Raw genomic sequence first — 23,426 nt, 5'->3', positions numbered from 1 at the left:
GCCTACTCCGGATAAAGGTGGCAGGCGACCTCGCGGCCCGGCGCGGCCGTCCGCAGGGCGGGCGAGACCGTCCGGCACTGGTCAATTGCGAAGGGGCAGCGCGGGTGGAAGTGGCAGCCGGACGGCGGATTCACGGGCGACGGCGGTTCGCCCTCCTGGAACGCCATCGCGACGGCGTGGTCCGGATCCGGGGACGGCGAGGACGCCTTGAGCAGTTGCGCATAGGGGTGCAGCGGCTCGTCGAAGATCGCCGGCACCGGGCCGCTCTCGACGACGCGGCCGAGATACAGCACCACCACCCGCTTGCAGAAGTGCCGCACGACGCCGAGGTCGTGCGAGATGAACACGAAGGCGAGGTTCCGCTCGGCCTTCAGGCGCTCCATCAACACCAGGATCTGGGCCTGCACGCTGACGTCGAGCGCCGACACGGGCTCGTCCGCGAAGACGAGGTCCGGCCCGAGCGCAAGCGCGCGGGCGATGCCGAGGCGCTGGCGCTGGCCGCCCGAGAATTCGTGCGGGAAGCGGTCGGCCGCCACCTTGGGCATGCCGACTTCATCCAGCAGGCGCTCCACCACGGTGCGGACGTCGCGGCCGCGGGCGAGGCCATGCACCCGCAGCGCCTCGCCCAGCGCCTCGCCGATGCGCTGGCGCGGGTCCAGCGCCGAGGCGGGATCCTGGAACACGATCTGCATGCGCCGGCGCAGGGCGCGAAGATCGCCCTTGCTGGCGCCGAGCACGTCGACGCCGTCGAAGCGCACGTCGCCGCTGTCGGCCTCGATGAGACGCAGCGCCAGCCGGGCGACCGTGGACTTGCCGCAGCCGGACTCGCCGACCACCCCTAGCGCCTCGCCCTTGCCGACCTCGAACGACACCTTGTCGACGGCGCGCACCGCCACGGTCTTGGGAACGGGAAAGCCCTTGCGCGACAGAAAGGTCTTGGACAGGTCGCGGACCTGCAGCAACGGCTCGCCGGTCATGCGCCCGCCCTCACCCAGCAGCGGACCGCGTGGGCGGGATCGCTCGCCATGGGGACCAGCGGCGGCCTCTCTGCGCATTTGTCGACGCGCAGCGGGCAGCGCGACTGGAAGCGGCAACCGGCCGGCATGTCCGGCAAGGTGGGGACCTGGCCGGGGATGGGCGCCAGCGCGGTGGCGCGGTCGACGCGCGGCATGGCGTTCAGCAGGGCCTCGCTGTAGGGGTGCGTCGGGGCCTTGAAGAAGCTGCGCATGGGCGCGCTTTCGACGACGTCCCCGCCATACATCACCATGACGCGGTCGGCCACCGAGGCGACAACGCCGAGATTGTGGGTGATCAGCAGCACGGCGAGCCCGACCTGCTTCTGCAGGTCGGCCAGAAGCGCCAGCACCTGCGCCTGGATGGTGACGTCCAGCGCCGTGGTGGGTTCGTCGGCGATCAGAACGCGCGGCGAACAGGCCAGCGCCATCGCGATCATGACGCGCTGGCGCATGCCGCCGGAGAACTGATGCGGATAGGCGTCCAGCCGCTCCTCGGCGGCCGGGATGCGGACGAGCTCCATGAGCTCCACCACGCGCTTGCGGGCGTCGCGCTTGGATAGGCCGCGATGCTGGATCAGCGACTCGGCGATCTGGAAGCCAATGGGCAGCACCGGGTTCAGCGACGTCATCGGCTCCTGGAAGATCATGCCGATACGGTCGCCGCGCATGGCCTCGCGGGCGGGCTCGTCGGCCGCCGTCATGTCGACGCCGTCCACCACGATGCGGCCGGCCGAGACGCGGCCCACCGCGGCAGGCAGCAGGCCCATGATGGAGAGCGCCGTGAGGCTCTTGCCGCAGCCGGACTCGCCGACCAGCGCCAGCGTCTCGCGCGGGCCGACCGTGAAGGACACGTCGCGCACCGCGTCGAACCAGCGCCCGGCGATGCGGATGGAGGTGGTGAGGCCCTCCACCGTGAGCGCGTTGGCGGGCGGGGCCTCCGCGTTGGGCGCGGCCGTGTCGAGCGCGAACGTCATTGCGGGGCCCTCGGGTCCGTGGCGTCGCGCAGGCCGTCGCCGATGAGGTTGAGGGCGATCATCACGAGCAGGATGGCGAGGCTGGGAAACACCGAGAGCCACCATCCGTCGAGCAGGTTGTCGAAGCCCTCGCGCACGATGCCGCCCCAGGTGGCGGTGGGCGGCGGCACGCCCAGCCCGATGAAGGCCAGCGTGGATTCGGTGCGGATCGCGGTGGCGAGCCACAGCGAGGCCATCACGACCACCTCGTCCATGATGTTGGGCAGGATGTGGAGGAACATGATGCGCAGGTCGCCATAGCCCAGCGCCCGGCAGGCGTCGACGAAATCGCGCTCCTTCATGGCGAGCGTGGAGCCGCGCGCGACGCGGATAAAGGCCGGGATGGCGGTGATCGCGATGGCGAGGATCAGGTTGCGCAGGCTGGGGCCGAGCACGGCCACGAGCATCAGGCCCATGATGAGCTGGGGGAAGCTCAGCAGGACATCGGTGGCGGCCGTGATGGCCTTGTCGATCTTGCCGCCGTAGTAGCCCGAGATGACGCCCACCACGGTGCCGAACACCACGCCGGCCAGCGTCGCCACGAAGCCGACGAAGAGCGAGATGCGCGCGCCCCAGATCACGCGGGAGAGCACGTCGCGGCCGAACGCGTCAGTGCCGAACCAGTGCGCGGAGGCCGGGCCCTCCAGCACCATCATGACGTCCTGGGCGTCGGGATCGTAGGGCGCGACCCATTTGGCCAGGGCGGCGACCAGGATCAGGACGACGACCAGCACGAGGCCGAGCGCGAGCCCGCCCGAACGGGTGGCGCGGCGCCAGGCGGAGGGCGCGGCCAGCGAGACGGGCGCGGGGGCGGCGACGTCGCTCATGCGGTTTTCACCCGGGGGTCGACGAGGCCGTAGGTCAGGTCGGTGAGGATGTTGGCGACCACGATCGCGAAGGCGGACACCACCATGAGGCCCTGCAGCAGCGCGTAGTCGCGCTGGTTCAGGGCCGTGACGATGAGCTTGCCGAGGCCGGGCCGGTTGAACACGATCTCGGTCACCACCGCGTTGCCGATGAGGACGCCGAGATAAAGGCCGATCACCGTTACGATGGGGATCAGGACGTTGCGCAGGGCATGGCGCCAGACCACGATCCGCTGCGGCAAGCCCTTGGCGCGGGCGGTGCGGATGTAGTCCTCGCCCAGCGCCTTCAGCATGCCCGAGCGGGTCACGCGCGTGACGTAGGCGACCATGATGAGGCCGAGATTAAAGGCCGGCAGCACCAGCGCGCGCAGGCGCTCCATCGGGTCGCTGGCGTTGGCGGTGGAGATCACCGGGAACCAGCGCAGCTGCACGGCGAAGCAGATCAGCAGCAGGATGCCCGACACGAAGGCCGGGAACGACAGGCCAGCCAGCGAGAAGATGCGGGCGAACCAGTCGGCGAAACCGTCGCGCCGGCGCGCCGCCATGACGCCGAGCGGCACGCCGATGACGACGCCGATCACCAGCGCGGCCACGGTGAGCTCGATCGTGAAGGGCAGCACGGCGCCGACGTCGGTGATGATCGGCCGGTTGGTGACGAGCGACCGGCCCAGGTCCCCGTGGAGGATCTGGACCATGAAGTCCCAGTACTGGGACCAGAGCGGCTGGTCGAGGCCCAGCCGCTCGCGCAACGCCGCGCGCGCGGCCGGGCTCGCCTGGTCGCCCAGGATCACGATAGTGGGATCGCCAGGGACGATCCGCACCAGCACGAAGACGAGCGTCAGCACGGCCCAGAGCGTCGGGACCGCGAGGGCCAGGCGCTTGGCGACGAAGCGCAGCATTGAGCGTTACTTCTTGGTGGTCGCTTCGGTGATCACCGGGCCGAGATGGATGGCGTCCTTCAGCTCGTAGCCGAAGTTGACGTTGGTTTTGTGCGCCCAGACCTGCAGCTGCTCGAACAGCGGCACGGAGCACACCTCCTCGACGATCTTCTTCTGCGCCTCGGCCCAGAGCTCCTTCTGCTTGGCGAGATCCGGCTCGCTGCGGGCCGCGTCGATCTCCTTGTCGGCCACCGTGCAGTGGGAGAAGTTGGTGACGGCCGTCGGCGTGCCGACGATCGACTTAGAGGAGTAGAACTGCGTCAGGTACACGTCCGCGACCGGGAAGCGGGCGGCCGAATAGTAGGAGACGCCGCTCAGATCCTTGCGGATGTTGGCGTGGTAGGTCTGGTGGTCGACCACCTCGAGCTGCAGGTCGATGCCGGCCTGCTTGAGCTGGTTCTGCACGATCTGCATGGAGTTCAGCATCGTGGGCAGGCTGGTCTGGACGGACTTCAGCTGGACGCCGTTCTCGAAGCCAGCCTCCTTCAGCAGCGCCTTGGCCTTGGCGACATCATGCGGGAACAGCGGCGCCTTCACGGTGCCGAGGTAGCCGTTCGGCACCACCGAGGTGGGCTCCTCGGCGACGAGCTCGCCCTTGAACTGCACCATCTGGGCGCGGTTGATCGCATAGGCGACGGCCTGGCGGACGCGCTTGTCGTCCAGCGGCTTCATGGCCATGTTCAGGTGAATAACCGAGAGCTCGGCCGGGCGCAGAACGTCGACGACGACGTCCTTCTCCTTTTTGAAGCGCTCGGCCCATTTCTGATCCTGGCGGCCATACACGAGGTCGAGCTCGCCGGACGTGAACGCGAGGTCGCGGGCGCTGTCGGCCGGGATGAAGCGGTAGACGATCTTCTCGAGCTTGGGCGCGCCGCGGAAGTAGCTCTTGTTGGCGACCAGCGTCAGGCTCTCGTTGGGCTTGTACTCCTGGAACGCGAACGGGCCGGTGCCGATCGGCTTCAGGCGGAAATCGGCGCCCAGGGCTTCCACGGCCTTTTTCGAGACGATGTTGCCGCCGTGGTAGTTGGTGACGAGGCCGAGCAGCGACGGGATCGCCTGCTTCAGCTTGATGCGCACCGTGGAGGGGTCCACGGCCTCGATGCTGTCGATCGCGCCGTAGTCGGCCGCGAAGGACGAGGTCTTGGAATCGGCGGCGCGCTTCAGCGAGTAGACGACGTCCTCGGAGGTCATCTCGCCGTAGTCGCCGTGGAACTTGACGCCCTTGCGCAGCGTGAAGGTCCAGGTGAGCTTGTCGGGAGACGACTCCCACTTCTCGGCGAGATCGGGCTCCAGCGTCTCGAGGCTGGCGGAGCCCGGCTTGAAGCGCACGAGGCCGTTAAAGATCCACGACACCACCGGCTTGTCCTGCGTCGTGGTGGCGCGGTGCGGATCGAGCTGGCCAACGTCGGCGGCCGCCATGCCGATGTTGAGCGTCTGCGCGTAGGCGCCCGGGGCCGTCGAGGCCAGCAGGGCCAACGCGGCGGCGGCGGCGATGATGTGCTTCTTCATTGTCGAGTTCCCCTTTTGCGAGCCTGTTTTCAGGCTTGCCGGCCTGCGGCCGGTGGTCGTTCTGAGCGAGATCGTACGCGCGTTCCGGTCGCGGCGGCTAGTGCCGCGACGGCGTCGTCCATCATCAATGCTCGGTATGGGTGTGCGCCTCGACGCTGGAGGCGACGCCGCCTGCCGCGAAACGCTCGATGGAAAATGGCGCGATGGGCGTCGGCGTTCGGCCCTGGGTGACGAGTTCGGCGATGATCTCGCCCATCACTGGCCCGAGCTGGAAACCGTGCCCGGAGAACCCGAAGGCGTGCACCAGCTGCGGTGTGGTGGACGAGTGGCCGATCACCGGAATGCGGTCCGGCGTCTGGCCGTCGATGCCCGTCCAGGTGCGGATCACCTGCGCGTTGGTGAGCGCCGGCACGAGGTCCAGCGTCCGGCTCATTCCGCCGAGGGATTCGTCCGCGAGCGGGCGCGAGCGCGCAATCTCGGCGTCTCCCCAGCCCCGCCCGCCACCGAAGATGACGTTGCCGCGCCCGGTCTGGCGCAGGTAGACATCGCCGCCGCAGACCCCGATGGAGCGGCTGACGAAGTAAGGCAGCGGCTCTGTCACCAGCATGTTGGGCATCAGCGCCTCGACGGGCGCATGTTCGCCGAACCAGCCCGCGACCGTGCCGCCGAAGACGCCGGCGGTGTTCACCAGCCAGGCGCTCGCGACGGTGAGGTCGCCGGCCTCGACCTCGAAGCCCGTCTCGGTGCGCCGCGCCGCCGTGACGCGACGATGCTCGTGGATCTCGGCCCCGAGCCGGCGGGCGAGGCGCGCAAAGGCTGGGCCCACGACGCGCGGGTTGGCCTGCCCGTCCTCGGGCGAGAGCGAGGCGCCGATCACCTTGTCTCCCAACCAGGGGATTTCGCTGCGCACGCGGTTGGCGCCCAGCATCTGCAAGTCGAGGCCGTAGTCGCGGGCGTTGCGTGCGTAGGTCTCGAGCTCGGCGAGGTCCGCCTCGGAGCGCGCCAGCTTGATGTGGCCGGACACGTCGAACTCGACATCTTGCTCCAGGATGGCGGCGAGGCTGTCCCAGATCCGGCGCGAGCGGCGGGCGAGCGGCAGTTCGTGGAGGTTGCGGCCCTGCTGGCGCACGCCGCCGAAATTTACGCCGCTGGCCCCTGCCCCGCAAAGGCCGCGATCCAGCACCGCCGCCGTCAGGCCGGCCTTGCGCAGCGCGACTGCGGAGGCGCAGCCCGCGATGCCGCCGCCGATGATGCAGACGTCCACGGCCAGGCGTGCGCTCATGAGAAGCCTCCCAGCACCGGGATGGGCTTCACGGGCGGCTGGCCCCTGAGGCGGCCGGCGTCCTCCACCGGGCAGCCGCGCTCCAGCGCGACCAGCTCAGCGGCCGCGTGGCCGCAAACGCGGCCCTGGCAGCGCCCCATGCCGATGCGCGTGAAGGCTTTCACGCGGTTGACCTCGGCGGCGCCCTTGTGGCGCACAACGTCGCGCAAGGCGCCGGCCGTGACGCCCTCGCAGCGGCACAGGATCTCGTCGTCGGCGACCGCGGCGACGAGATGTTCGGGATAAGGATAGGCGCCTTCCAGCGCGGCGCGAAACTGCGCTTGCCGGGCAAGCGCCGAATCGAGGCGGGCGACCTCGGCGACGTCAACGGGGCGGCCGACATCCTGCAGCACCGTGAGCGCCACGCGGCGGCCCTGCAGCTCCGCGACGTCCGCGCCGCCGATCCCGGCGCCGTCGCCGGCGAGAAAGACGTCCTCCCGGCTGGATCGGCCGTCCGGCGCGCGCACCGGGGCCCATTGGCGTGTGAGCGCGTCGAACGCGAACGTGCAGCCGGCGAGGTCGGCGAGCTGGCTTTCGCTGCGCAGGCCGAACGACGCTCCCACGGCGTCGCAGGCGACACGATGCTCCGCGCCCTTGTGGTCGGTCCAGGCGAGCGCGGCGACACGGCCCTCGCCCTCGACGCGGATGGCGCGCACGCCGCTGGCGCGCCGGGCTCGGCCGAGCGCGTTGCGGGCCACGTAGTAGAGGCCCTTCGCCAGGGTGGAGGGCTGCGCCAGCATGCCGGCGGCTGAGCGGAGCTTCGCCCCGAAGGGCGTCACGTCGAGCACGGCGACCACCTCGGCTCCTGCCTTGGCGTATTGGTGCGCGACCAGGGGCAGCAGCGGGCCGGCCCCTACAAAGGCGACCCGGCGGCCGATCGAGACGCCCTGCGCCTTGAGGGCGATCTGCGCGCCTCCGAGCGTGAACACGCCGGGGGTGGTCCAGCCCGGGAACGGGATCACACGGTCCATCGCGCCGGTGGCGAGGATCAGTCGGTCAAAGGGCTGATGCGCGAAGGCGCCGGCGCGCAGCGTGTCGAGCCGCCCCTCGAAGACGTTCCAGACAAGCGTGCCGGCGCGATGGTCGATGCGTTCGCCCAGCGTGGGCAGGATGGCGTGGACCGCCTGCGCTTTGCCGGCCTCCAGCCCATAGATGGCGGCGCCGGGCCGCTCGGCGCCGGGCGGCGGCTGCCGGTAGATCTGGCCCCCTGGACGCTCGGCCTCGTCGAACAGGACGGGCCGAAGGCCGGCCAGCGCCAGCGTCTCGGCGGCGCGGAGGCCCGCCGGGCCCGCGCCCACGATGGCGATCACGGGATCAGACACGCGCGTCTCCGTCGATCAGCACCGCCATGCCGTTCCGCACGAGCGTCGTGCAGGCGCGGACCCGGCCGCCGTCGGCCAGCGTCACCCAGCAATCCTGGCACGCCGCCATGAAGCAGAAGCCGGCCCTGTGCGCCTCGCCGAACTCGAAGCGGCGCAGCGCCGGCCGATTCAGCAGGATCGCGGTCATCAGGAGGTCGCCGGCCTGCGCGGTCGCGGGCGCGCCGTCGATCGTGAACGACACGAGCGGGCCGGCCCGGGAGGCGAGGCGATGGAACAGGGGAGCATCGGCGGCTGCGGTCATTTCAGATCATGTGCTCATAGCGGCAATTCACGAGGAGCTCGGCGACCGAAGCCGAGTTCGGCAGTTGCACCACGAGCGCGACGATTCGGGCGAGGTCCTCTGGCCTGGTCATGGCGTCGTGCGGAACGTCGGTGACGCTCGCCACGAGATCGGTGTCGACGAAGCCTGGGCAGAGCGCGGTGGCGCGGATGCCGTGCTCCCAGCCGAGGCGTCGCACCGCGTGGGTTAGCGCCACGACGGCGTGCTTGGACATCTGGTAGCCGACATTCAGCCCCATGACGCGCTTGCCGGACAGGGACGCGACATTCACCACCCTGCCCTGCCCGGACGCCTTCAAATGCGGCAGCGCGGCCTGGATGACGCGGAACGGCCCCTTCACGTTGACATCGAAGAGCTGGTCCAGCGCCTCGTCGGTCCCATCCTCCAGGCCAACGAAGGGTGCGATGCCCGCGTTGTTGACGAGTACGTCCACGCCGCCGAAACGGGCGGCGGTCGAGTCCGCCCATGCGGTGGCGGAAGCGCGGTCGCGGGCGTCGTACCCGCAGACGAGCACGTCCGCACCACTGGCGAGATCGGCCGGAACGGTCTCCGGCCGCCGGACGCCCAGGGACAGCGCAAAGCCAGCGCGGCCGAGCTCACGGGCGACCGCGAGGCCGATTCCCCGGTTGGCTCCCGACACCATCGCGACACGCATGCAACGCCCTCCGGGGCGCAACCTGCCCGGTCCGACCCGATCCCGTCAATTGCAAGGGCTAGGCCAGGACAACCGCAGAAGCTTCTCAAGCGGCGCCGGAACGCGCATCGCCAGGCCGCGATGCGTCGTATAGATACGGCTTCGGCGGTGCCTGCGGGGCTTAGACGAACGCTGTGAATATCCGACAACTCGAAGCATTCCGGGCCGTGATGATTGCCCGCTCCACCACGGGCGCGGCGGAGCTGCTGGACGTGTCGCAGCCGGCCGTGAGCCGGCTCATCGTCCAGCTCGAGGCCTCGCTGGAGCTCACCTTGTTCGACCGTTCGTCCGGCCGCCTGGCGCCGACGCCCGAGGCGCTGCTGCTGCACGAGGAAGTGGAGCGCACCTTCGTTTCGGTGGACAAGATCCGCGAGCTGGCGCGTGAGATCAAATCGGCCGAGGCCGGCAGCCTGAACCTGGCTTCGTTTCCGCTCATGGCGCTTGGCTTCCTGCCCAAAGCCATCCGGGCGTTCAACGAATCCCATCCGCGGACGCGCATTTCGCTGAACGTGCAGATGTCCCCGAAGGTGGAGGAATGGGCAGCCGCACAGCAGATCGACCTCGGCTTCGCCGAGTACCCGATCGAGCCAGGCAAATTCGAGCGCACCGGCATCGAGGTGGAGGAATTCGCCCGGTTCAGCTACCTGCTCGCCGTGCCGTTCGGGCACCGGCTCGCCGGACGGGCCGTCGTCGGCCCGCGCGACCTCGAGGGCGAGCGGTTCATCTCGCAAACCCGCAACACGGTCGGGCGCATCCTGATGGACCGCCTGTTCGACAAGGAAGGCGTGCAGCGCGAACTCGTGCTCGACACGCAGGTCGTCGCCGGGGTGGCCACCTTCGTGTCCTATGGGCTCGGCGTCGGCTTCATCGATCCGTTCACGGCGCTCGACTTCGCGGACGGCCGGATCGCGCCGGTCCGCTTCGAGCCCAGCGTCGAGATGCGCATCGGCATGCTGCATCCGACGCACCGGCCCATGTCGCGCATCGCGCGCGATTTTGCCGGGCTCTTGCGCCAGCGCCGCCGCGAGACGCTCGCCGAAGTCGAGCTGATGCTTGACGGCGGAGCCGTATAACTAAAACGCATACACGACGTAGCTGTACGCATTTGACGGCATACACAAAGCGGTCACACTGCGGGGATCACCTCCCGGAGTTGCATAACCGTGCGTGTCGCCCGCTTCCCCGCCGTTCACTGCCGAAAACAGGTCTAGACGGATGGCTCGCCAGCCGCTCGCAGCCCTGGACGGGACCGACTTCGACGTGGTTGTGGTCGGCGGCGGCGTCAACGGCGCGAGCGCGGCGCGGGAACTGGCGGAGGCCGGCTATGGGGTGCTGGTCGTCGACAAGGGCGACTTCGGCTCCGGCGCGTCCTCCCGCTCCAGCCGGCTTCTGCATTGCGGGCTGCGATATCTGGCGCCCGGCCGCTCGATCTTCGACTTCGTGCGCCATCCCGGCCGGTTCCGCGCCGCCCTGCGCATGGCCAAGCTCGCCATGGAGGCGCGCAGCGAGTTCGTTAAGGCGAGCCCGGACCGGGCCGTGGCGATGAAGCTCCATTTCCCGATCTATCGAGACGGGCCCTACAAGGGCTGGCAGGTCGATGCCGCGTTCCGGCTCCTCCACGCGCTCGGCCCCAAGGACCTGCCGCTGGACTATGAGCGCCTCGGCCCCGCCGAGATCGCCAAAGCGCCGCTGATCCGCGGTTTGCGGGACCAGGACAAGCTCGCCGGCGTAGCGCGGTTTCGCGAGTACCAGTTCGACTGGCCCGAGCGCGTCTGCGTGGACGCCGTGCTGGACGCCGAGCGGGCCGGCGCGACGGCGCGCAACCATACGCGCGCGGCGCTGTCCCGGCCGGGCCCCGATGGCGCATGGACGGTGGAGCTCACCGACATGCGCGAGCAGGCCGCGCCTGTCAGCGTGCGGACGAAGTCGGTCGTCGTGATGGCGGGCGTCTGGATGGACGGGCTGCTGAAGGGCGCCGCGCCGCAGGCCGGGCGCAAGATATTCGGCACCAAGGGCTGCCACATCGTCGTGCAGCTGCCGGAGGAGTGTCGGGGCCTTGGCGTCGCGACGCTCAACAGCCGGGGTGAGCCGTTCTACTGCATCCCCTGGAAGCATCTGCACTATTTCGGCCCAACCGAGACCGAATATCGCGACGACCCGGACCGGGTGTTCGTGGACGACGCCGAGTGCGACTTCCTGCTGGCCGAGGCGAACCGGCTGCTTCCTGCGCTTGGGCTCACACGCGCGGACGTGCGCTTCACCTGGGCGGGCGTGCGCCCGCTCACCTATGACGAGGCGGTTCCGTTCGGCAATCGCTCGCGGGTGCTGCACGACCTCAGCCATGACGGATTGCCGAACGCCTTCGCGATGACGGCGGGGCCAGTGATGACGCATCGCTCGGCCGGCCGCGAGGTCGTTGCCGCGGTGGCGCACAAGTTGCAACCTGGGCGAGCGGCAGGCCGAGCTGACGCTGCGACACACCGGGCGAATGATTGCCTGGCCCATGCCGAGACCCTGGCGGACGTGCTGTTCCGGCGCACGGGCGAGGCCTGGAGCGGGCCGTTCGACGACGCGCTGATCGCCAGGGCGGCGACGGAGGCCGGCTCCCTGCTGGGATGGGATGAAGACCGGACGCGGCGCGAGATCGCCGCCTACCGGGACGAAGTCGAGGCGATCTTCCGGCCGGGAACCCGGACGATCGACGCGTGGAGCAAGGCGCCGGCGGCGTGAAAGCCGGGCGCTTCTGGAGGAGGGACTGATGGACGAGCACAAGCTGAGCCGCCGGGCGGCGTTGAAGATCGGGGCCGGCGCGGCTGCGCTGGCGGGCCTGCCGTGGATGAACTCCAGCGCCTTTGCGGCGGACGAGCTGCGCGCCGGCATTGCGGGGTTCAACGTGATCAACACGCTCGACCCCGCCAAGGCCAGCCTCGTGCCGGAGTTCCTGGTGATCTACGGCGCATTCAACGGGCTGCTGAAGTTCAACGAGAAGATGGAGATCGTCCCTGATCTGGCCGAGAGCTACACGGTGGTCGACCCGACCACGACCGAGTTCAAGCTGCGCAAGGGCGTGAAGTTTCACGACGGCGGCGAGATGACGGCCGAGGACGTGAAGTTCTCGATCGAGCGCCTGATGGACGAGAAATTCGCTTCGCCCAACCGCGGCAAGGTGACGGCCATCTCGGCCGTTACGGTGGTGGACCCGTACACGGTTCGCATCACCACCAAGGCGCCCTACGCGCCGCTGCTGAACTACCTCACCAACACCCGCACGGGCACGCAGATCGTGTCCAGGAAGGCCGTCGAGGCGGCCGGCGCGGAGGGCTTCGGCCGCAAGCCGGTGGGCACCGGCGCCTTCATGGTGAAGGACTGGAAGTCCAACGAGAGCGTCGACATGGTGGCGTTCGACGGATACTTCGGCGGCAAGCCGGCCATCCGCAGCGTGAAGATCCCGATCATCGCCGAGGAGTCGAGCGGCATGACGGCGATCCTGGGCAACCAGATCGACCTCACCAGCACGGCCCCCTTCGCGGACGTGCCCGGGCTGGAGAAGCGCACCGCCGAAGTCACCGTGCTGAAGCAGCCGGGCCTGAACACGCGCTATTTCGCCCTGAACGTGAAGAAGGCCCCGTTCGACGACGTGCACTTCCGCCGCGCGGTCTCGATGGCGTTCGACCGCAACGTGCTCGTGAAGGCCGCGATCTTCGGCGAGGGCGTCGCCATCCCGGGCGTGCTGCCGCCGTCGCTGTGGCCGGAGGGCAAGGGTTTCACGTCGGAGTACACGACGTTCAACCCCGCCAAGGCCAAGGAGGAGATGGCCAAGTCGAAATACGGCGCCGGCACGGAAGCGACCGTGATCATCTGGGGCTCCAACTGGTGGCGCCGCACCGGCGAGATCATGGTCGGCATGGTGAACCAGACGCTGGGGACCAAGTTCCAGCTGCAGGCCATGGAGTTCAACGCCGCCTTCGCGAAGGCCAAGGCGGGCGACTACGACGCACTGGTGTTCGGCTGGCTCGGCCTCGTCGACGCCGACGAGTATCTGGGCGAGATCCTGGGCTCCAAGGGCTTCCGCAACATCCAGGGCTACAGCAGCCCCAAGATGGACGCGCTGCTCGAAAAGGCCCGTAGCGAGATGGATCCGGCCAAGCGCCGGCAGGTCTACCGCGAGGCCGACATGCTGGCCATCGAGGACATGCCGGTGCTGCCCTGCTTCTGCTCGAACGTGCACAACCTCGTGCGCCCGAACGTCAAGGGCTTCTCGCAGCTCCCCTACTCCAACTTCGCGGACCAGTTCGCGAAGATGACGGTGGGCTGACCACAATGGCGCGCGCGATCAGCATCGGCCGGGTTTCGAGCAGGCTCGGCGGGGTCGCCCTGCTGGCCCTGCTCGGCTCCGCGACGGTGTTCTTCGTCATGCGCGCCGGCCAGGGCGACCCGGCCATCGCGGTGCTGGGCGACCAGGCGACCCCGGAGGCCATCGCGGCCTTCCACAAGAAATGGATGCTGGATGACCCCTTGGTCATCCAGTTCTGGCGCTGGCTGTCCAGCGCGGTGATGGGCGATTTCGGCCTGTCCATGACGGTGGCGGGCGGGACGCCCATCATGGGGCTGATCGGCTCGCGGCTGCCCAACACGCTGTTTATCGGCGCCTATGCGCTGGTGATCGCCGTGAGCGTATCGCTCTTCGCGGGCACGATCTCGGCGCTGCGGCACGGCAAGTTCACCGATACGGCCGCGACCTCCATCGCGGTGCTCGGCATCTCGATGCCGGATTTCTGGCTGTCCTACGTGCTGGTCTACGGGCTGGCGCTCGGGCTCGGCGTCTTTCCGTCCTATGGCTTTACGCCGCCGGCGCAGTCCCTCACGGGCGCGCTCTACAGCGGCTTCCTGCCCGCGCTCGCGATCGCGGCTCCGATGGCGGCCGCCTTCACGCGCATCCTGCGCACGGCGTTGCTGGAAACGCTCTATCGCGACCATGTGCGGGTGGCCCGCTCGCTGGGCTACCGCGACGCCTTCGTGTTCATCCATTTCGTGCTGCGCAACGCGCTGATCCCATACGTCACGGTGATCGGCCTGCAGATCCGCTACCTGCTCGGCGGCACCGTGGTGGTGGAGCGCATCTTCGGCATTCCGGGCGTCGGGGCGCTGATGGTGGACGCAGCCTTCGGGCGGGACTATCCGCTCGTGCAGGCCTGCGCGCTCACCTTCCTGCTCAGCGTGCTGCTGGTGAACTTCGTCGTGGACCTCATCTGCGCCGCCCTGAATCCGCGGCAGAACTGAGGGGGACGCCGTGAAAGCCATCATCGCCAACCGCCTCGCCCTCGTGGGGGCCATCATCACCGCGATCGTGCTGGCAGGCGTCATCGTCGGGCCGTGGCTGTCGCCCTATTCGCCCACGGACGCCGACTTCATGGCGCTGCTCGATCCGCCCAGCGGGTCGCATCCTTTCGGCACCGACTCGTTTGGCCGCGATGTGCTCACCCGCATTCTCTACGGCGCGCGCGTGTCGCTCACGGTCAGCATCAGCGGCGTGCTCGCGGGCGCGTTGATCGGCACCACGGCCGGCCTCGTCGCGGCCTATTTCGGCGGCTGGTGGCAGGCCATCCTGATGCGGGTGTCGGACCTGCTGTTCTCGTTCCCGAGCTTTGTGCTGGCGCTCTTCCTGATGGTGGTGCTCGGCTTCGGGGTGGTGAACATCGCGGTCGCGATCGCGCTGATCTACGCGCCCATCTTCGCCCGTCTCTCCCGCAACATGGCCGTGCTGGTGAAGGACGAACCCTGGGTGCAGGCCGCGGCGCTGATGGGCCAGTCCACCTGGAGCATCATCACGCGCGAGATCCTGCCCAACATCGCCGCGCCGGTGTTCGTGCAGGTGGCGCTGGCGGTGGCGTTCGGCATCGTGATCGAGGCGGGTCTGAGCTTCCTCGGCCTCGGCGTGCAGCCGCCCAACCCATCGCTCGGCTCCATCATGGCGGACGGGCGCGAGTATTTCAGCCGAGCGCCCTGGGTGCTGACGCTGTCGGGCGTCGCCATCTCGGTCGCGCTGCTCGGCCTCAACCTGCTGAGCGACGGCGTGCGCGATCTCATGGATCCCAAGCTGAGGGCCCGCCTGTGAACGCGTCCCCGCCCCTGCTGGAGGTGATGAACCTCCGCACGTCCTTCGCGGTCGGCCAGCGCCGCGTCAAGGCCGTGCGCGGCGTCAGCTTCACGATCGGCGACGAGGAGGTGCTCGGGCTCATCGGCGAGTCTGGCTCCGGCAAGACCGTCACGGGCATGTCGCTGCTGCGGCTTTTGCCGGATCACGCTGCGATCGAAGCGGACGCCATCCGGTTTCGCGGCGACGAGCTGACGGCGCACGACGAGGAAAGCTTCCGCAAGCTGCGCGGCGTGCAGCTAGCCATGATCTTCCAGGACCCGGTGGGCTCGTTCAACCCGGCCAAGACCATCGGCTGGCACCTGGAGCACGCCATCCTTCGTCGCTCCGAAACGGACGGAAAAGCCTGGCGGGCCGAAGCCGAGAGCCTGCTGCAGGATGTCGGCATCCGGGCGCCCGAGCGCGTGCTGTCGTCCTATCCGCACCAACTCAGCGGCGGCATGCTCCAGCGCGCCCTGATCGCCATGGTGATCGCGCTGCGCCCGGCGCTGATCATTGCGGACGAGCCGACCACGAACCTCGACAACCTCGTCGAGCGGCAGATCCTGGAGCTGATCCGGGTGCACCAGCGCCGGCTCAAGGCGTCGGTGCTTTTCGTGACGCATGATCTCGCCATCGCGGAGGACATCTGCGACCGGATCGCGGTGATGTACGCCGGCGAGATCGTCGAGATCGGCCCGGCCGACGCCGTGTTGCGCAACCCGCAGCACCCCTATGCGGCCTGCCTGCTTCAGACATCGATCTCGCTGGCGCAGAGGCAGGAATACCTGTTCGAGCTCGCGGGCGAGCCCGGCGGCAAGATCCCGGACGAGGGCTGCGCCTTTGCGGGCCGCTGCCCCAAGGTGATGCCGCAGTGCCGGACCATCCATCCCGACATGCGGGCCGTCGGCCCCGACCACCAGGCAAGGTGCCTTCTCCATGGCGACTGAGCCGACCGCCCTCCCCGGCCAGCCCGGGCAGACCATGCAGCTGCGCGACATCGTGCTGGATTTCCGCACGCGGTCGGGCTTCGGGCAGGACAAGGTGTTTCGGGCGCTGGACGGCGTCAGCCTCGACATCGCGCCGGGGCAGATCGTCGGGCTCGTGGGCGAGTCGGGCAGCGGCAAGACCACGCTCGGCAAGACGATGCTGGGCGTGCACCGCCCCACCTCGGGGGCCATCCACTATCGCGGGACCGACCTCGCGGCCGCGGCGCCGAGCGCCTGGAAGCCGTTCCGGCGCGACCTGCAGATGGTGTTCCAGGACCCGCTCTCGTCCTTCAACCCGCGCTTCACGCTGGGCAGCTCGCTGGCGCTGCCGCTCGCTCTTCATGCGGTCGTGCCAAAGAAGCAGATTCCGGACGAGGTGGCGTCGCTGCTCACCCGGGTGGGCCTGACGCCGGACCACGCCAAGCGCTACCCGCACGAGCTCTCGGGCGGTCAGTTGCAGCGCGTCGCGATCGCGCGGGCGATCAGCGTGCGGCCGCGCTTCATTGTCGCCGACGAGGCAGTGTCCAAGCTCGACGTGTCCGTGCGCGCGCAGGTGCTCAACCTGCTGAAGCGCATGAACCGGGAGACGGGCGTCGGGCTCGTGTTCATCACGCATGATCTCGGCGTGGCTCGCTTCCTCTGCGATCGCATCGCGGTGATGTATTTCGGCCGGATCGTCGAGGAGGGGCCGACCGAGGCCATCTTCGAGGAGCCGAAGCACCCTTACACGCTGAGCCTGTTGCGGGCGCGCCAGCACGACCGGGCGCCGGTGGCCAGCGACGCCGACGAGGCCGGCCTGGCGATTCCCGATCCCGCCAAGGCCTGCCACTACGCGCCGCGTTGCGCACGGCGGCTGCCGCGGTGTCTTGTGGAAAGGCCGCGCCTCGGCGAGCCCCCGCATGCCTTCGCGTGCTTCAACCCGGTTCCGGCGGCCGCCGCCGCCCCCGCGCCAGCCGTGATGAAGGCCTGAGCGATGGCCCACGAATCCTCCCCTCGCGCAGCGCTCACGGTCGGCTTGGTCGGGCTCGGGCGGATCGGGACGGTGCTGCTGACTGCGCTCGGCCGGTTCGCTCCGGACGTCGCCGTTCTGGCGAGCGGGCGGGAACCCGAACGGGTGGCCGGCGCTGTGGCGGACTGGCCGATGGCCCGGGCCGTCGATCCTCAGGAACTCGCTTCCACGGCCGACCTGGTCGTGCTGTGCCTGCCGCCCCAGGCCTATCGCGCCTGGATCGAAGCGCTCGCGCCGACAATGCGGCCCGGCGCCATTCTGGTGAGCGTCACCAATGCGGTCACGCTTGAGGACCTCGGGCGCTGGTGCGCCAACCCGGTGATCAAGATCATTCCGTCGCCCGCTCACGCGGTCGGCCGCGGCGCCTGTCTGCTGACGGCCGGCCCTCGGGCCACGGCCGAGCAGGTGGAGCGCGTTCGCGCGCTGTTCGCGCGGTTCTGCAGGCCGGTGCTGACCGACCCGGCCGATGCCCGGATCGCGTCCAACCTCGCCGGTTGCGCACCCGCGATCCTGGCTGCCTTCTGCGCGTCGTTCCTCGACGCGAACGCCGCGCGCGCCCAGGCGCTCGATCCGGAGGCGCTGCGCGCCATGCTGGCCGAATCGGTTGGCGCACTCGCGGCCCTGCTCGACGAAGGCGCCAGCTTCGAGGACGTCATGCGGCGCACGGCCACGCCGGGCGGCACGACCGAGGCCGCGATCGACGCCCTCGCGGCCGACGGCCCCGCGCTTTGCGCGCGAATCGTCGAGGCCACGTTCCAGCGGGAAGCGCAGCTTCTCGGCATTCCACCGCCACGATCGAGCCCGGCCACGCCGGGGACCCCCGTCCGCGGCTGACCTCCCAGATCCCTATCGGAGCGCACCCATGTCGTTCGCCCAAGCGAATCCCGCGCCGGCCGCCGCCGCGCGCGACCCCCTGCTGCAACCTCTGCGCATCAAGAACCTGGTGCTGAAGAACCGCGTCATGAGCACCAGCCACGCCTCCGGGATGGAGGAAGGCGGCATGCCCAAGGAGCGTTACCAGCTCTACCACGAGGAAAAGGCCAAGGGCGGCATCGCGCTGAGCATGTTCGGCGGCTCTTCCAACGTGGCGCCGGACAGCCCCAACATCTTCCGCCAGCTCAATGTCGGCACGGACGACATCATCCCTTGGCTGCAGGAATTCTCCGACCGCATGCACGCCCACGGGGCCGCCCTGATGGTGCAGATCACGCACCTGGGCCGGCGCGGCGAGCCTTATGCGGACAAGTGGCTGCCGACCATCGCGCCCTCTGCGATGCGCGAGACGCTGCACCGCAGCTTTCCCAAGGAGATGGACGAACACGATATCAGACGCGTCGTGCAGGCCTATGCGGCGGCGGTGCGCCGTTGCAAGGAGGGCGGGCTCGACGGCGTCGAAACATTGGCGGGCGGCCACCTGATCGGCCAGTTCCTGTCGCCCTCCACCAACCACCGCACGGACCGCTATGGCGGCTCGCTCGAGAACCGCTGCCGCTTCGGCCTCGAAGTGTTCGAGGCAATCCGCCGGGAGGTCGGCGACGACTTCATCGTGGGCATGCGCTACGTCATCGACGAGGGCGAGACCGGCCTGCAGATGTCCGACGCCATCAAGGTGGCGCACATCTTCGAGCGCACCGGCATGCTGGACTTCTACAACGCCATCTATGGCCGCATGGACACCGAGCGGGCGCTGGCGGTGGCCAACATGCCCGGCATGGCGTCGCCGATCGCGCCCTGGCTGCAGCAGGTCGGCGCGTTCAAGCGCGAGGTGGGGTTGCCGGTGTTCCACGCGGCGCGCATCTCCGACATCGCGACCGCGCGCCACGCCATCCGCGAGGGGCTGCTCGACATGGTGGCGATGACGCGGGCGCACATCGCCGACCCGCACATCGTGCGCAAGATCGAGGCCGGCGAGGAAGACCGCATCCGCCCCTGCGTGGGCGCGACGCATTGCCAGTCGCCGTTCCGGCCGCATTGCCTGCACAACCCCTCCTCCGGCCGCGAGAAGGACCTGCCGCACGCGATCGAGCGCTCGGACCGGGCCGGCCGCAAGGTCGTGGTGGTGGGCGGCGGACCGGCGGGCCTGGAGGCCGCGCGGGTCTCTGCCGAGCGCGGGCATGAGGTCGTGCTGCTGGAGGCGGGCGCCAAGCTCGGCGGGCAGCTGCTGCTGGGCGAGCGCGCCAGCTGGCGCCGCGACCTGATCGGCATCGTGGGCTGGCGCGCGGAGGAGATCCGACGCCTGGGCGTTCGGGTCGAGCTCAACCGCTACGCCGAGGTCGAGGACGTGCTGGCCGAGAACCCGGACGCCGTGATCGTGGCCACCGGAGGCGTGCCGGACATCGACTGGATCGACGGGGCCGAGCACTGCACCAGCGTGTGGGACGTGATCGGCGGCGCGACGCGCCTCGCCGCAGAGGTGCTGGTCTATGACGGCACCGGCCGCCACCCCGGTCCCCAGGCCGCGGAGCTCGCGGCGCAGGAAGGCCGCAAGGTCCAGTTCGTCTCCATCGACGCCCAGATCTCGCAGGAGCTCACCTACGCGGAGCGGGTGATCTGGAAAAAGCGGATCTACGAACTCGGGGTGCCGATGATCTTCGACCACGAGATCGTCAAGGTCGAGCGGCGCGGCAACCGCATGGCAGCGACGTTCCGCAACCTCGCTTCGGAGCAGCTCATGGAGCGCGAGGCCGACCAGATCCTGGTGGAGCACGGCACCCGCCCGGCCGACGATCTCTACCACGCGCTGAAGCCCCACGCGGGCAATGACGGCGTCACGGACATCGACGCCCTGCTGGCCTTGAAGCCACAGCCGCTGTACCTGCGGCCCGAGGCGCGCATCGAGTTGCACCGCATCGGCGACGCGGTGGCGAGCCGCAACGTGCAGGCGGCCGTGCTCGACGCGATGCGGCTTTGCCGGGCGCTGTGAGGGAGCCGAGGATGAGGCGCAGCATCTTCACCCTCCCCTTGAGGGGGAGGGTGGGGTCGCTTCGCTCCGTCGCGCACGCGTTGAAGGCAAAGGCAGATGACCACGGTTCGCTACATTGACTGCACGGCGCTGATGCAGGAACTGCTCGCAGCTCATCCCGAGGCCGCGGCGCAGATTGACGTGTTCGTCGGCGATCCCGACAGGGCGCAGCTGGCCGCCATGCTGGCGGACGCCGAGGTGGCGATCAACGGGCACACCACGATGGACGCCGAGCTTCTCGCCGGGGCGCCGAGATTGCGCTCGATCGTGTTTCTGGGCAGCGGGCCGAGCAGCTACATCGACATGGCGGCGGCCGAGCGGAACGGCGTGGCGGTGCATCGCATCGTCAACTATGGCGACCGCGCCATCGCGGAGCACGCGTTCGCGCTCGTGATGGCGGCCGCCCGGGACGTGGCCGCGATGGACCGGCAGGTGCGCGCCGGCGTGTGGTCGGCCGCCGAGGGCGTTGAGCTCGGCGGCAAGACGCTGGGCGTGATCGGGCTCGGCGGCGTCGGCCGCGAGATGGTGCGCATCGCGGCCGGGTTCGGGATGAACGTCGTCGCCTGGAGCCGCGGCGGCGTGGATCCGGCGCTGCCCTGCGCGGCGGTCGGGCTGGATGAGCTGCTCGCAACCTCAGACGTGGTCTCGCTGCATCTCGCGCTGACGCCGGAAACGCGCGGCTTTCTCAGCGCCGGGCGGCTGACGCGCATGAAGCCGGGCTCCGTCCTGGTCAACACGGCGCGCGGCGGCTTGGTGGACGAGGCCGCGCTCGTCGAGGCGCTCCGCTCCGGTCATCTGCGCCATGCGGGGCTGGACGTCTTCGACACGGAGCCGCTTCCCAATGGTCATCCCCTTACGGCGCTGCCGAACGTCACGCTCACCTCGCACGCGGCCTACAAGACCCGCGAGGCGACGCAGCGGTTGCTGGCGGCCGCGCTCGCCATCGTGGCGGCCGAGCGGCTCCGCTTAGGAAGTGTATAAACTCCACGGAAAACTGAGCTTTTCGGTTTTGCGGGCGCTCTGGACGTGCGACATTTTGCGTATCGAAAATGCAATCATCCGGAAGCGACCCGAACGTCGCACAACCCAGGGGCCTCATCATGAGCATCAAGCGTATTGTCACCGGCATTGCGGCGGCCGCACTTCTTCTGGGCGCCCTGCCCGCCTCGGCGCAGCAGACCCTGAAGGTCGGCTCCACCCCGACCGGCGTGCCGTTCACCTTCCTGGACACCAAGACTAACACCATCCAGGGCATCATGGTCGACCTGATCACGGCGGTCGGCAAGGAAGCCGGCTTCGGGGTGACGATCGAGCCGATGCAGTTCTCGACGCTGATCGCGGGCGTGCAGGCCAACAAGATCGATATCATCGCGGCCGCCATGTACATAACGCCGGCCCGCAAGGAGGCCGTCGATTTCTCCGCGCCGGTCTACACCTATGGCGAGGGCCTGATGGTGGCCCGCACGGATGCGAAGGACTACACGAAGCTCGAGGACCTCAAGGGCGAGACGGTGGGCGCGCAGGTCGGCACCGCCTATGTGGAGCCGCTGAAGAAGAGCGGCCTCTTCGCCGACGTAAAGATCTACGACACCATCCCGGACATCATGCGCGACGTGAACGCGGGCCGGATCAAGGCCGGCTTCGCCGACCTGCCGATCGTGGCCTACAACCTCCAGCTCGGAAACTTCCCCGAGGTTCGCCTGGCCAAGAACTACAAGTCCACCATCGTGGGCTCGGTCGGCATCGGCGTGCGCAAGGGCGACGCCGAGCTCCTGAAGAAGATCGACGCCGCGCTGGCCAAGCTCCAGGCCGATGGCACGGTCAAGAAGATCCTCGCCAAGTGGGGCCAGGAATAAGGCGCTCTCTCACCCCTTGTCCCGGGCGCGGCGGCGTCCGGGACGCGCCGCTTCGCCTGAGCCGAGTCAAAGATGCAACGCTTTATCCAGGACTCGATCGAGTTCCTGCCCATTCTCCTGCTGGGCGTGAAATACACGCTGCTGGTCACGTTCGGGTCGCTGCTGCTGTCCAGCGTGCTGGGCCTGCTCTGGGCCATGATGCGCGTATCCGGCGTGAAAGCGCTGGATCGCACGTCCAAGACCGTGATCAACGTGATCCGCGGCATCCCGATCATCGTGCAGCTGTTTTACATCTACTTCGTGCTGCCTGACTTCGGCATCGCGCTGTCGGCCGTCAGCGCCGCCATCATCGGGCTCGGCATCGCGTATTCGGCCTATCAGGCGGAGAACTTCCGCGCCGGGATCGAGGCCGTGGACCACGGCCAGGTCGAGGCCGCGCAGTCGCTCGGCATGGGGTGGTTCATGACCATGCGCCGGGTGATCCTGCCGCAGGCGGTGAAGATCGTGCTGCCGCCCTATGGAAACATCATGATCATGATGCTGAAGGACAGCTCGCAGGCGTCCACCATCACGGTCGCGGAGCTCGCCCTGCAGGGCAAGCTGATCGCTTCCTCGACCTTCAAGAACTCCACCGTGTTCACGCTGGTCGCCGTACTCTACCTCGTGATGAGCATCCCGCTGATCCTTCTGGTCGCCCGGCTGGAGAAGAACATGGGGACGCGGCGATGATCGAGCTGCGCGACGTCCACAAGAGCTTCGGCCCCAACCACGTCATTCGCGGCATGTCGGCGGAGGTGAAAAAGGGCGAGGTCGTCTGCATCATTGGCCCGTCCGGCTCCGGCAAGTCGACCATCCTGCGCTGCATCAACGGGCTGGAGACCTATGACCGGGGCGACATCCTGGTCGAGGGCATTCGGGTCGACCGCGCCCAACGCTCCATCGTGGACATCCGCACGCGGGTCTCGATGGTGTTCCAGCGATTCAACCTCTTCCCGCACCGCACCGCGCTCGAGAACGTCATCGAGGGGCCGATCTTCGTGAAGAAGGAGCCGCGCGACGCCGCGATCGCGCATGGGCGGGAGCTCCTGGCCCGGGTGGGACTGGCCGAGAAGGAGAACGCGCACCCGCCGCAGCTCTCCGGCGGCCAGCAGCAACGCGTCGCGATCGCGCGCGCGCTGGCGATGCGACCCCACGCCATCCTGTTTGACGAGCCAACCTCGGCCCTGGACCCCGAGCTCGTCGGCGAAGTTCTCTCCGTGATGCGCGCGCTCGCCGAGGAAGGCATGACCATGGTGGTGGTGACGCACGAGATGGCGTTCGCCCGCGAGGTCGCGGACCGCGTTCTGTTTATCGACGGCGGCGTGATTGTCGAGCAGGGCCCGGCCCGCGATCTTCTCACCAACCCCCAACACCCCCGCACGCAGGACTTTTTGCGCCGCGTGCTGAACCCGATCTGAG

General features: G+C 69.0%; 22 protein-coding genes. 13 read left to right on the top strand and 9 right to left on the bottom strand.

Annotation, left to right across the window (positions count from 1 at the left end; translation table 11 throughout):
* Positions 1-2 precede the first annotated feature (2 nt).
* The 9 genes from IEV99_RS08540 to IEV99_RS08500 all read right to left on the bottom strand — a co-directional run bounded on the left by IEV99_RS08540 (position 3) and on the right by IEV99_RS08500 (position 8,980).
* Entirely contained in the window at positions 3-977 is a 975-nt protein-coding gene (locus tag IEV99_RS08540; protein ID WP_188517234.1) for an ABC transporter ATP-binding protein, read from the bottom strand.
* Positions 974-1,990 (bottom strand): ABC transporter ATP-binding protein, encoded by a 1,017-nt coding sequence (locus IEV99_RS08535; RefSeq protein WP_188517233.1) that lies wholly within the window; start codon positions 1,988-1,990, stop codon positions 974-976. The genes IEV99_RS08540 and IEV99_RS08535 overlap by 4 nt, the downstream gene beginning before the upstream one ends.
* Positions 1,987-2,856: an ABC transporter permease gene (locus IEV99_RS08530; protein WP_188517232.1), complete on the bottom strand. Its 870-nt coding sequence runs from the start codon at positions 2,854-2,856 to the stop codon at positions 1,987-1,989. The genes IEV99_RS08535 and IEV99_RS08530 overlap by 4 nt, the downstream gene beginning before the upstream one ends.
* Complete coding sequence (locus tag IEV99_RS08525) at positions 2,853-3,794, bottom strand: ABC transporter permease (RefSeq protein ID WP_188517231.1); 942 nt, start codon at positions 3,792-3,794, stop codon at positions 2,853-2,855. Before IEV99_RS08525 ends, IEV99_RS08530 begins: the two co-directional genes overlap by 4 nt.
* Positions 3,795-3,800: 6 nt before the next feature.
* On the bottom strand, positions 3,801-5,342 hold the full coding sequence (locus IEV99_RS08520) for an ABC transporter substrate-binding protein (RefSeq protein ID WP_188517230.1): 1,542 nt from the start codon (positions 5,340-5,342) through the stop codon (positions 3,801-3,803).
* Positions 5,343-5,466: 124 nt separating this feature from the next.
* Positions 5,467-6,624, bottom strand: coding sequence for an NAD(P)/FAD-dependent oxidoreductase (locus tag IEV99_RS08515; RefSeq protein ID WP_188517229.1), 1,158 nt, complete (start codon positions 6,622-6,624; stop codon positions 5,467-5,469).
* Positions 6,621-7,985 (bottom strand): FAD/NAD(P)-dependent oxidoreductase, encoded by a 1,365-nt coding sequence (locus IEV99_RS08510; RefSeq protein ID WP_188517228.1) that lies wholly within the window; start codon positions 7,983-7,985, stop codon positions 6,621-6,623. The genes IEV99_RS08515 and IEV99_RS08510 overlap by 4 nt, the downstream gene beginning before the upstream one ends.
* Entirely contained in the window at positions 7,978-8,286 is a 309-nt protein-coding gene (locus tag IEV99_RS08505) for a (2Fe-2S)-binding protein (protein WP_188517227.1), read from the bottom strand. The genes IEV99_RS08510 and IEV99_RS08505 overlap by 8 nt, the downstream gene beginning before the upstream one ends.
* Before the next feature lies 1 nt (position 8,287).
* Positions 8,288-8,980 (bottom strand): SDR family NAD(P)-dependent oxidoreductase, encoded by a 693-nt coding sequence (locus IEV99_RS08500; RefSeq protein ID WP_210318632.1) that lies wholly within the window; start codon positions 8,978-8,980, stop codon positions 8,288-8,290.
* Between the two features lie 173 nt (positions 8,981-9,153).
* Here IEV99_RS08500 and IEV99_RS08495 point away from each other — a divergent pair, with 173 nt between their 5' ends.
* From IEV99_RS08495 to IEV99_RS08435, 13 genes are all read left to right on the top strand, one after another.
* Positions 9,154-10,092, top strand: a complete 939-nt coding sequence (locus tag IEV99_RS08495) for a LysR substrate-binding domain-containing protein (protein WP_280514637.1) — start codon at positions 9,154-9,156, stop codon at positions 10,090-10,092.
* A 142-nt stretch (positions 10,093-10,234) separates the two neighbouring features.
* A complete protein-coding gene (locus IEV99_RS08490; RefSeq protein WP_188517225.1) occupies positions 10,235-11,749 on the top strand; it encodes an FAD-dependent oxidoreductase in 1,515 nt (504 codons plus the stop codon).
* Between the two features lie 28 nt (positions 11,750-11,777).
* The gene (locus tag IEV99_RS08485; protein WP_188517224.1) at positions 11,778-13,334 is read left to right on the top strand and encodes an ABC transporter substrate-binding protein; all 1,557 of its coding nucleotides are present in this window, start codon (positions 11,778-11,780) and stop codon (positions 13,332-13,334) included.
* Positions 13,335-13,339: 5 nt separating this feature from the next.
* Positions 13,340-14,299 (top strand): ABC transporter permease, encoded by a 960-nt coding sequence (locus tag IEV99_RS08480; protein WP_188517223.1) that lies wholly within the window; start codon positions 13,340-13,342, stop codon positions 14,297-14,299.
* Positions 14,300-14,309: 10 nt separating this feature from the next.
* Positions 14,310-15,134, top strand: a complete 825-nt coding sequence (locus tag IEV99_RS08475) for an ABC transporter permease (RefSeq protein ID WP_188517222.1) — start codon at positions 14,310-14,312, stop codon at positions 15,132-15,134.
* Entirely contained in the window at positions 15,131-16,102 is a 972-nt protein-coding gene (locus IEV99_RS08470) for an ABC transporter ATP-binding protein (protein ID WP_188517221.1), read from the top strand. The genes IEV99_RS08475 and IEV99_RS08470 overlap by 4 nt, the downstream gene beginning before the upstream one ends.
* Positions 16,092-17,111, top strand: coding sequence for an oligopeptide/dipeptide ABC transporter ATP-binding protein (locus tag IEV99_RS08465; RefSeq protein WP_188517220.1), 1,020 nt, complete (start codon positions 16,092-16,094; stop codon positions 17,109-17,111). The genes IEV99_RS08470 and IEV99_RS08465 overlap by 11 nt, the downstream gene beginning before the upstream one ends.
* A 72-nt stretch (positions 17,112-17,183) precedes the next feature.
* A complete protein-coding gene (locus IEV99_RS08460; RefSeq protein WP_244643682.1) occupies positions 17,184-17,984 on the top strand; it encodes a pyrroline-5-carboxylate reductase family protein in 801 nt (266 codons plus the stop codon).
* Between the two features lie 28 nt (positions 17,985-18,012).
* Positions 18,013-20,073 (top strand): NADH:flavin oxidoreductase, encoded by a 2,061-nt coding sequence (locus IEV99_RS08455; RefSeq protein ID WP_188517218.1) that lies wholly within the window; start codon positions 18,013-18,015, stop codon positions 20,071-20,073.
* Positions 20,074-20,169: 96 nt separating this feature from the next.
* The gene (locus IEV99_RS08450) at positions 20,170-21,093 is read left to right on the top strand and encodes a 2-hydroxyacid dehydrogenase (protein WP_188517217.1); all 924 of its coding nucleotides are present in this window, start codon (positions 20,170-20,172) and stop codon (positions 21,091-21,093) included.
* 119 nt (positions 21,094-21,212) lie between these two features.
* The gene (locus IEV99_RS08445; RefSeq protein WP_188517216.1) at positions 21,213-21,968 is read left to right on the top strand and encodes an ABC transporter substrate-binding protein; all 756 of its coding nucleotides are present in this window, start codon (positions 21,213-21,215) and stop codon (positions 21,966-21,968) included.
* Positions 21,969-22,040: 72 nt separating this feature from the next.
* A complete protein-coding gene (locus IEV99_RS08440) occupies positions 22,041-22,697 on the top strand; it encodes an amino acid ABC transporter permease (RefSeq protein WP_188517215.1) in 657 nt (218 codons plus the stop codon).
* The gene (locus IEV99_RS08435; protein WP_188517214.1) at positions 22,694-23,425 is read left to right on the top strand and encodes an amino acid ABC transporter ATP-binding protein; all 732 of its coding nucleotides are present in this window, start codon (positions 22,694-22,696) and stop codon (positions 23,423-23,425) included. The genes IEV99_RS08440 and IEV99_RS08435 overlap by 4 nt, the downstream gene beginning before the upstream one ends.
* Position 23,426 lies beyond the last annotated feature (1 nt).

The organism is Alsobacter metallidurans (genome assembly GCF_014636935.1).
Taxonomy (GTDB): domain Bacteria; phylum Pseudomonadota; class Alphaproteobacteria; order Rhizobiales; family Beijerinckiaceae; genus Alsobacter; species Alsobacter metallidurans.
Note: the sequence above shows the minus strand (reverse complement) of the source record. Positions and strands in the feature narration are given on the sequence as shown.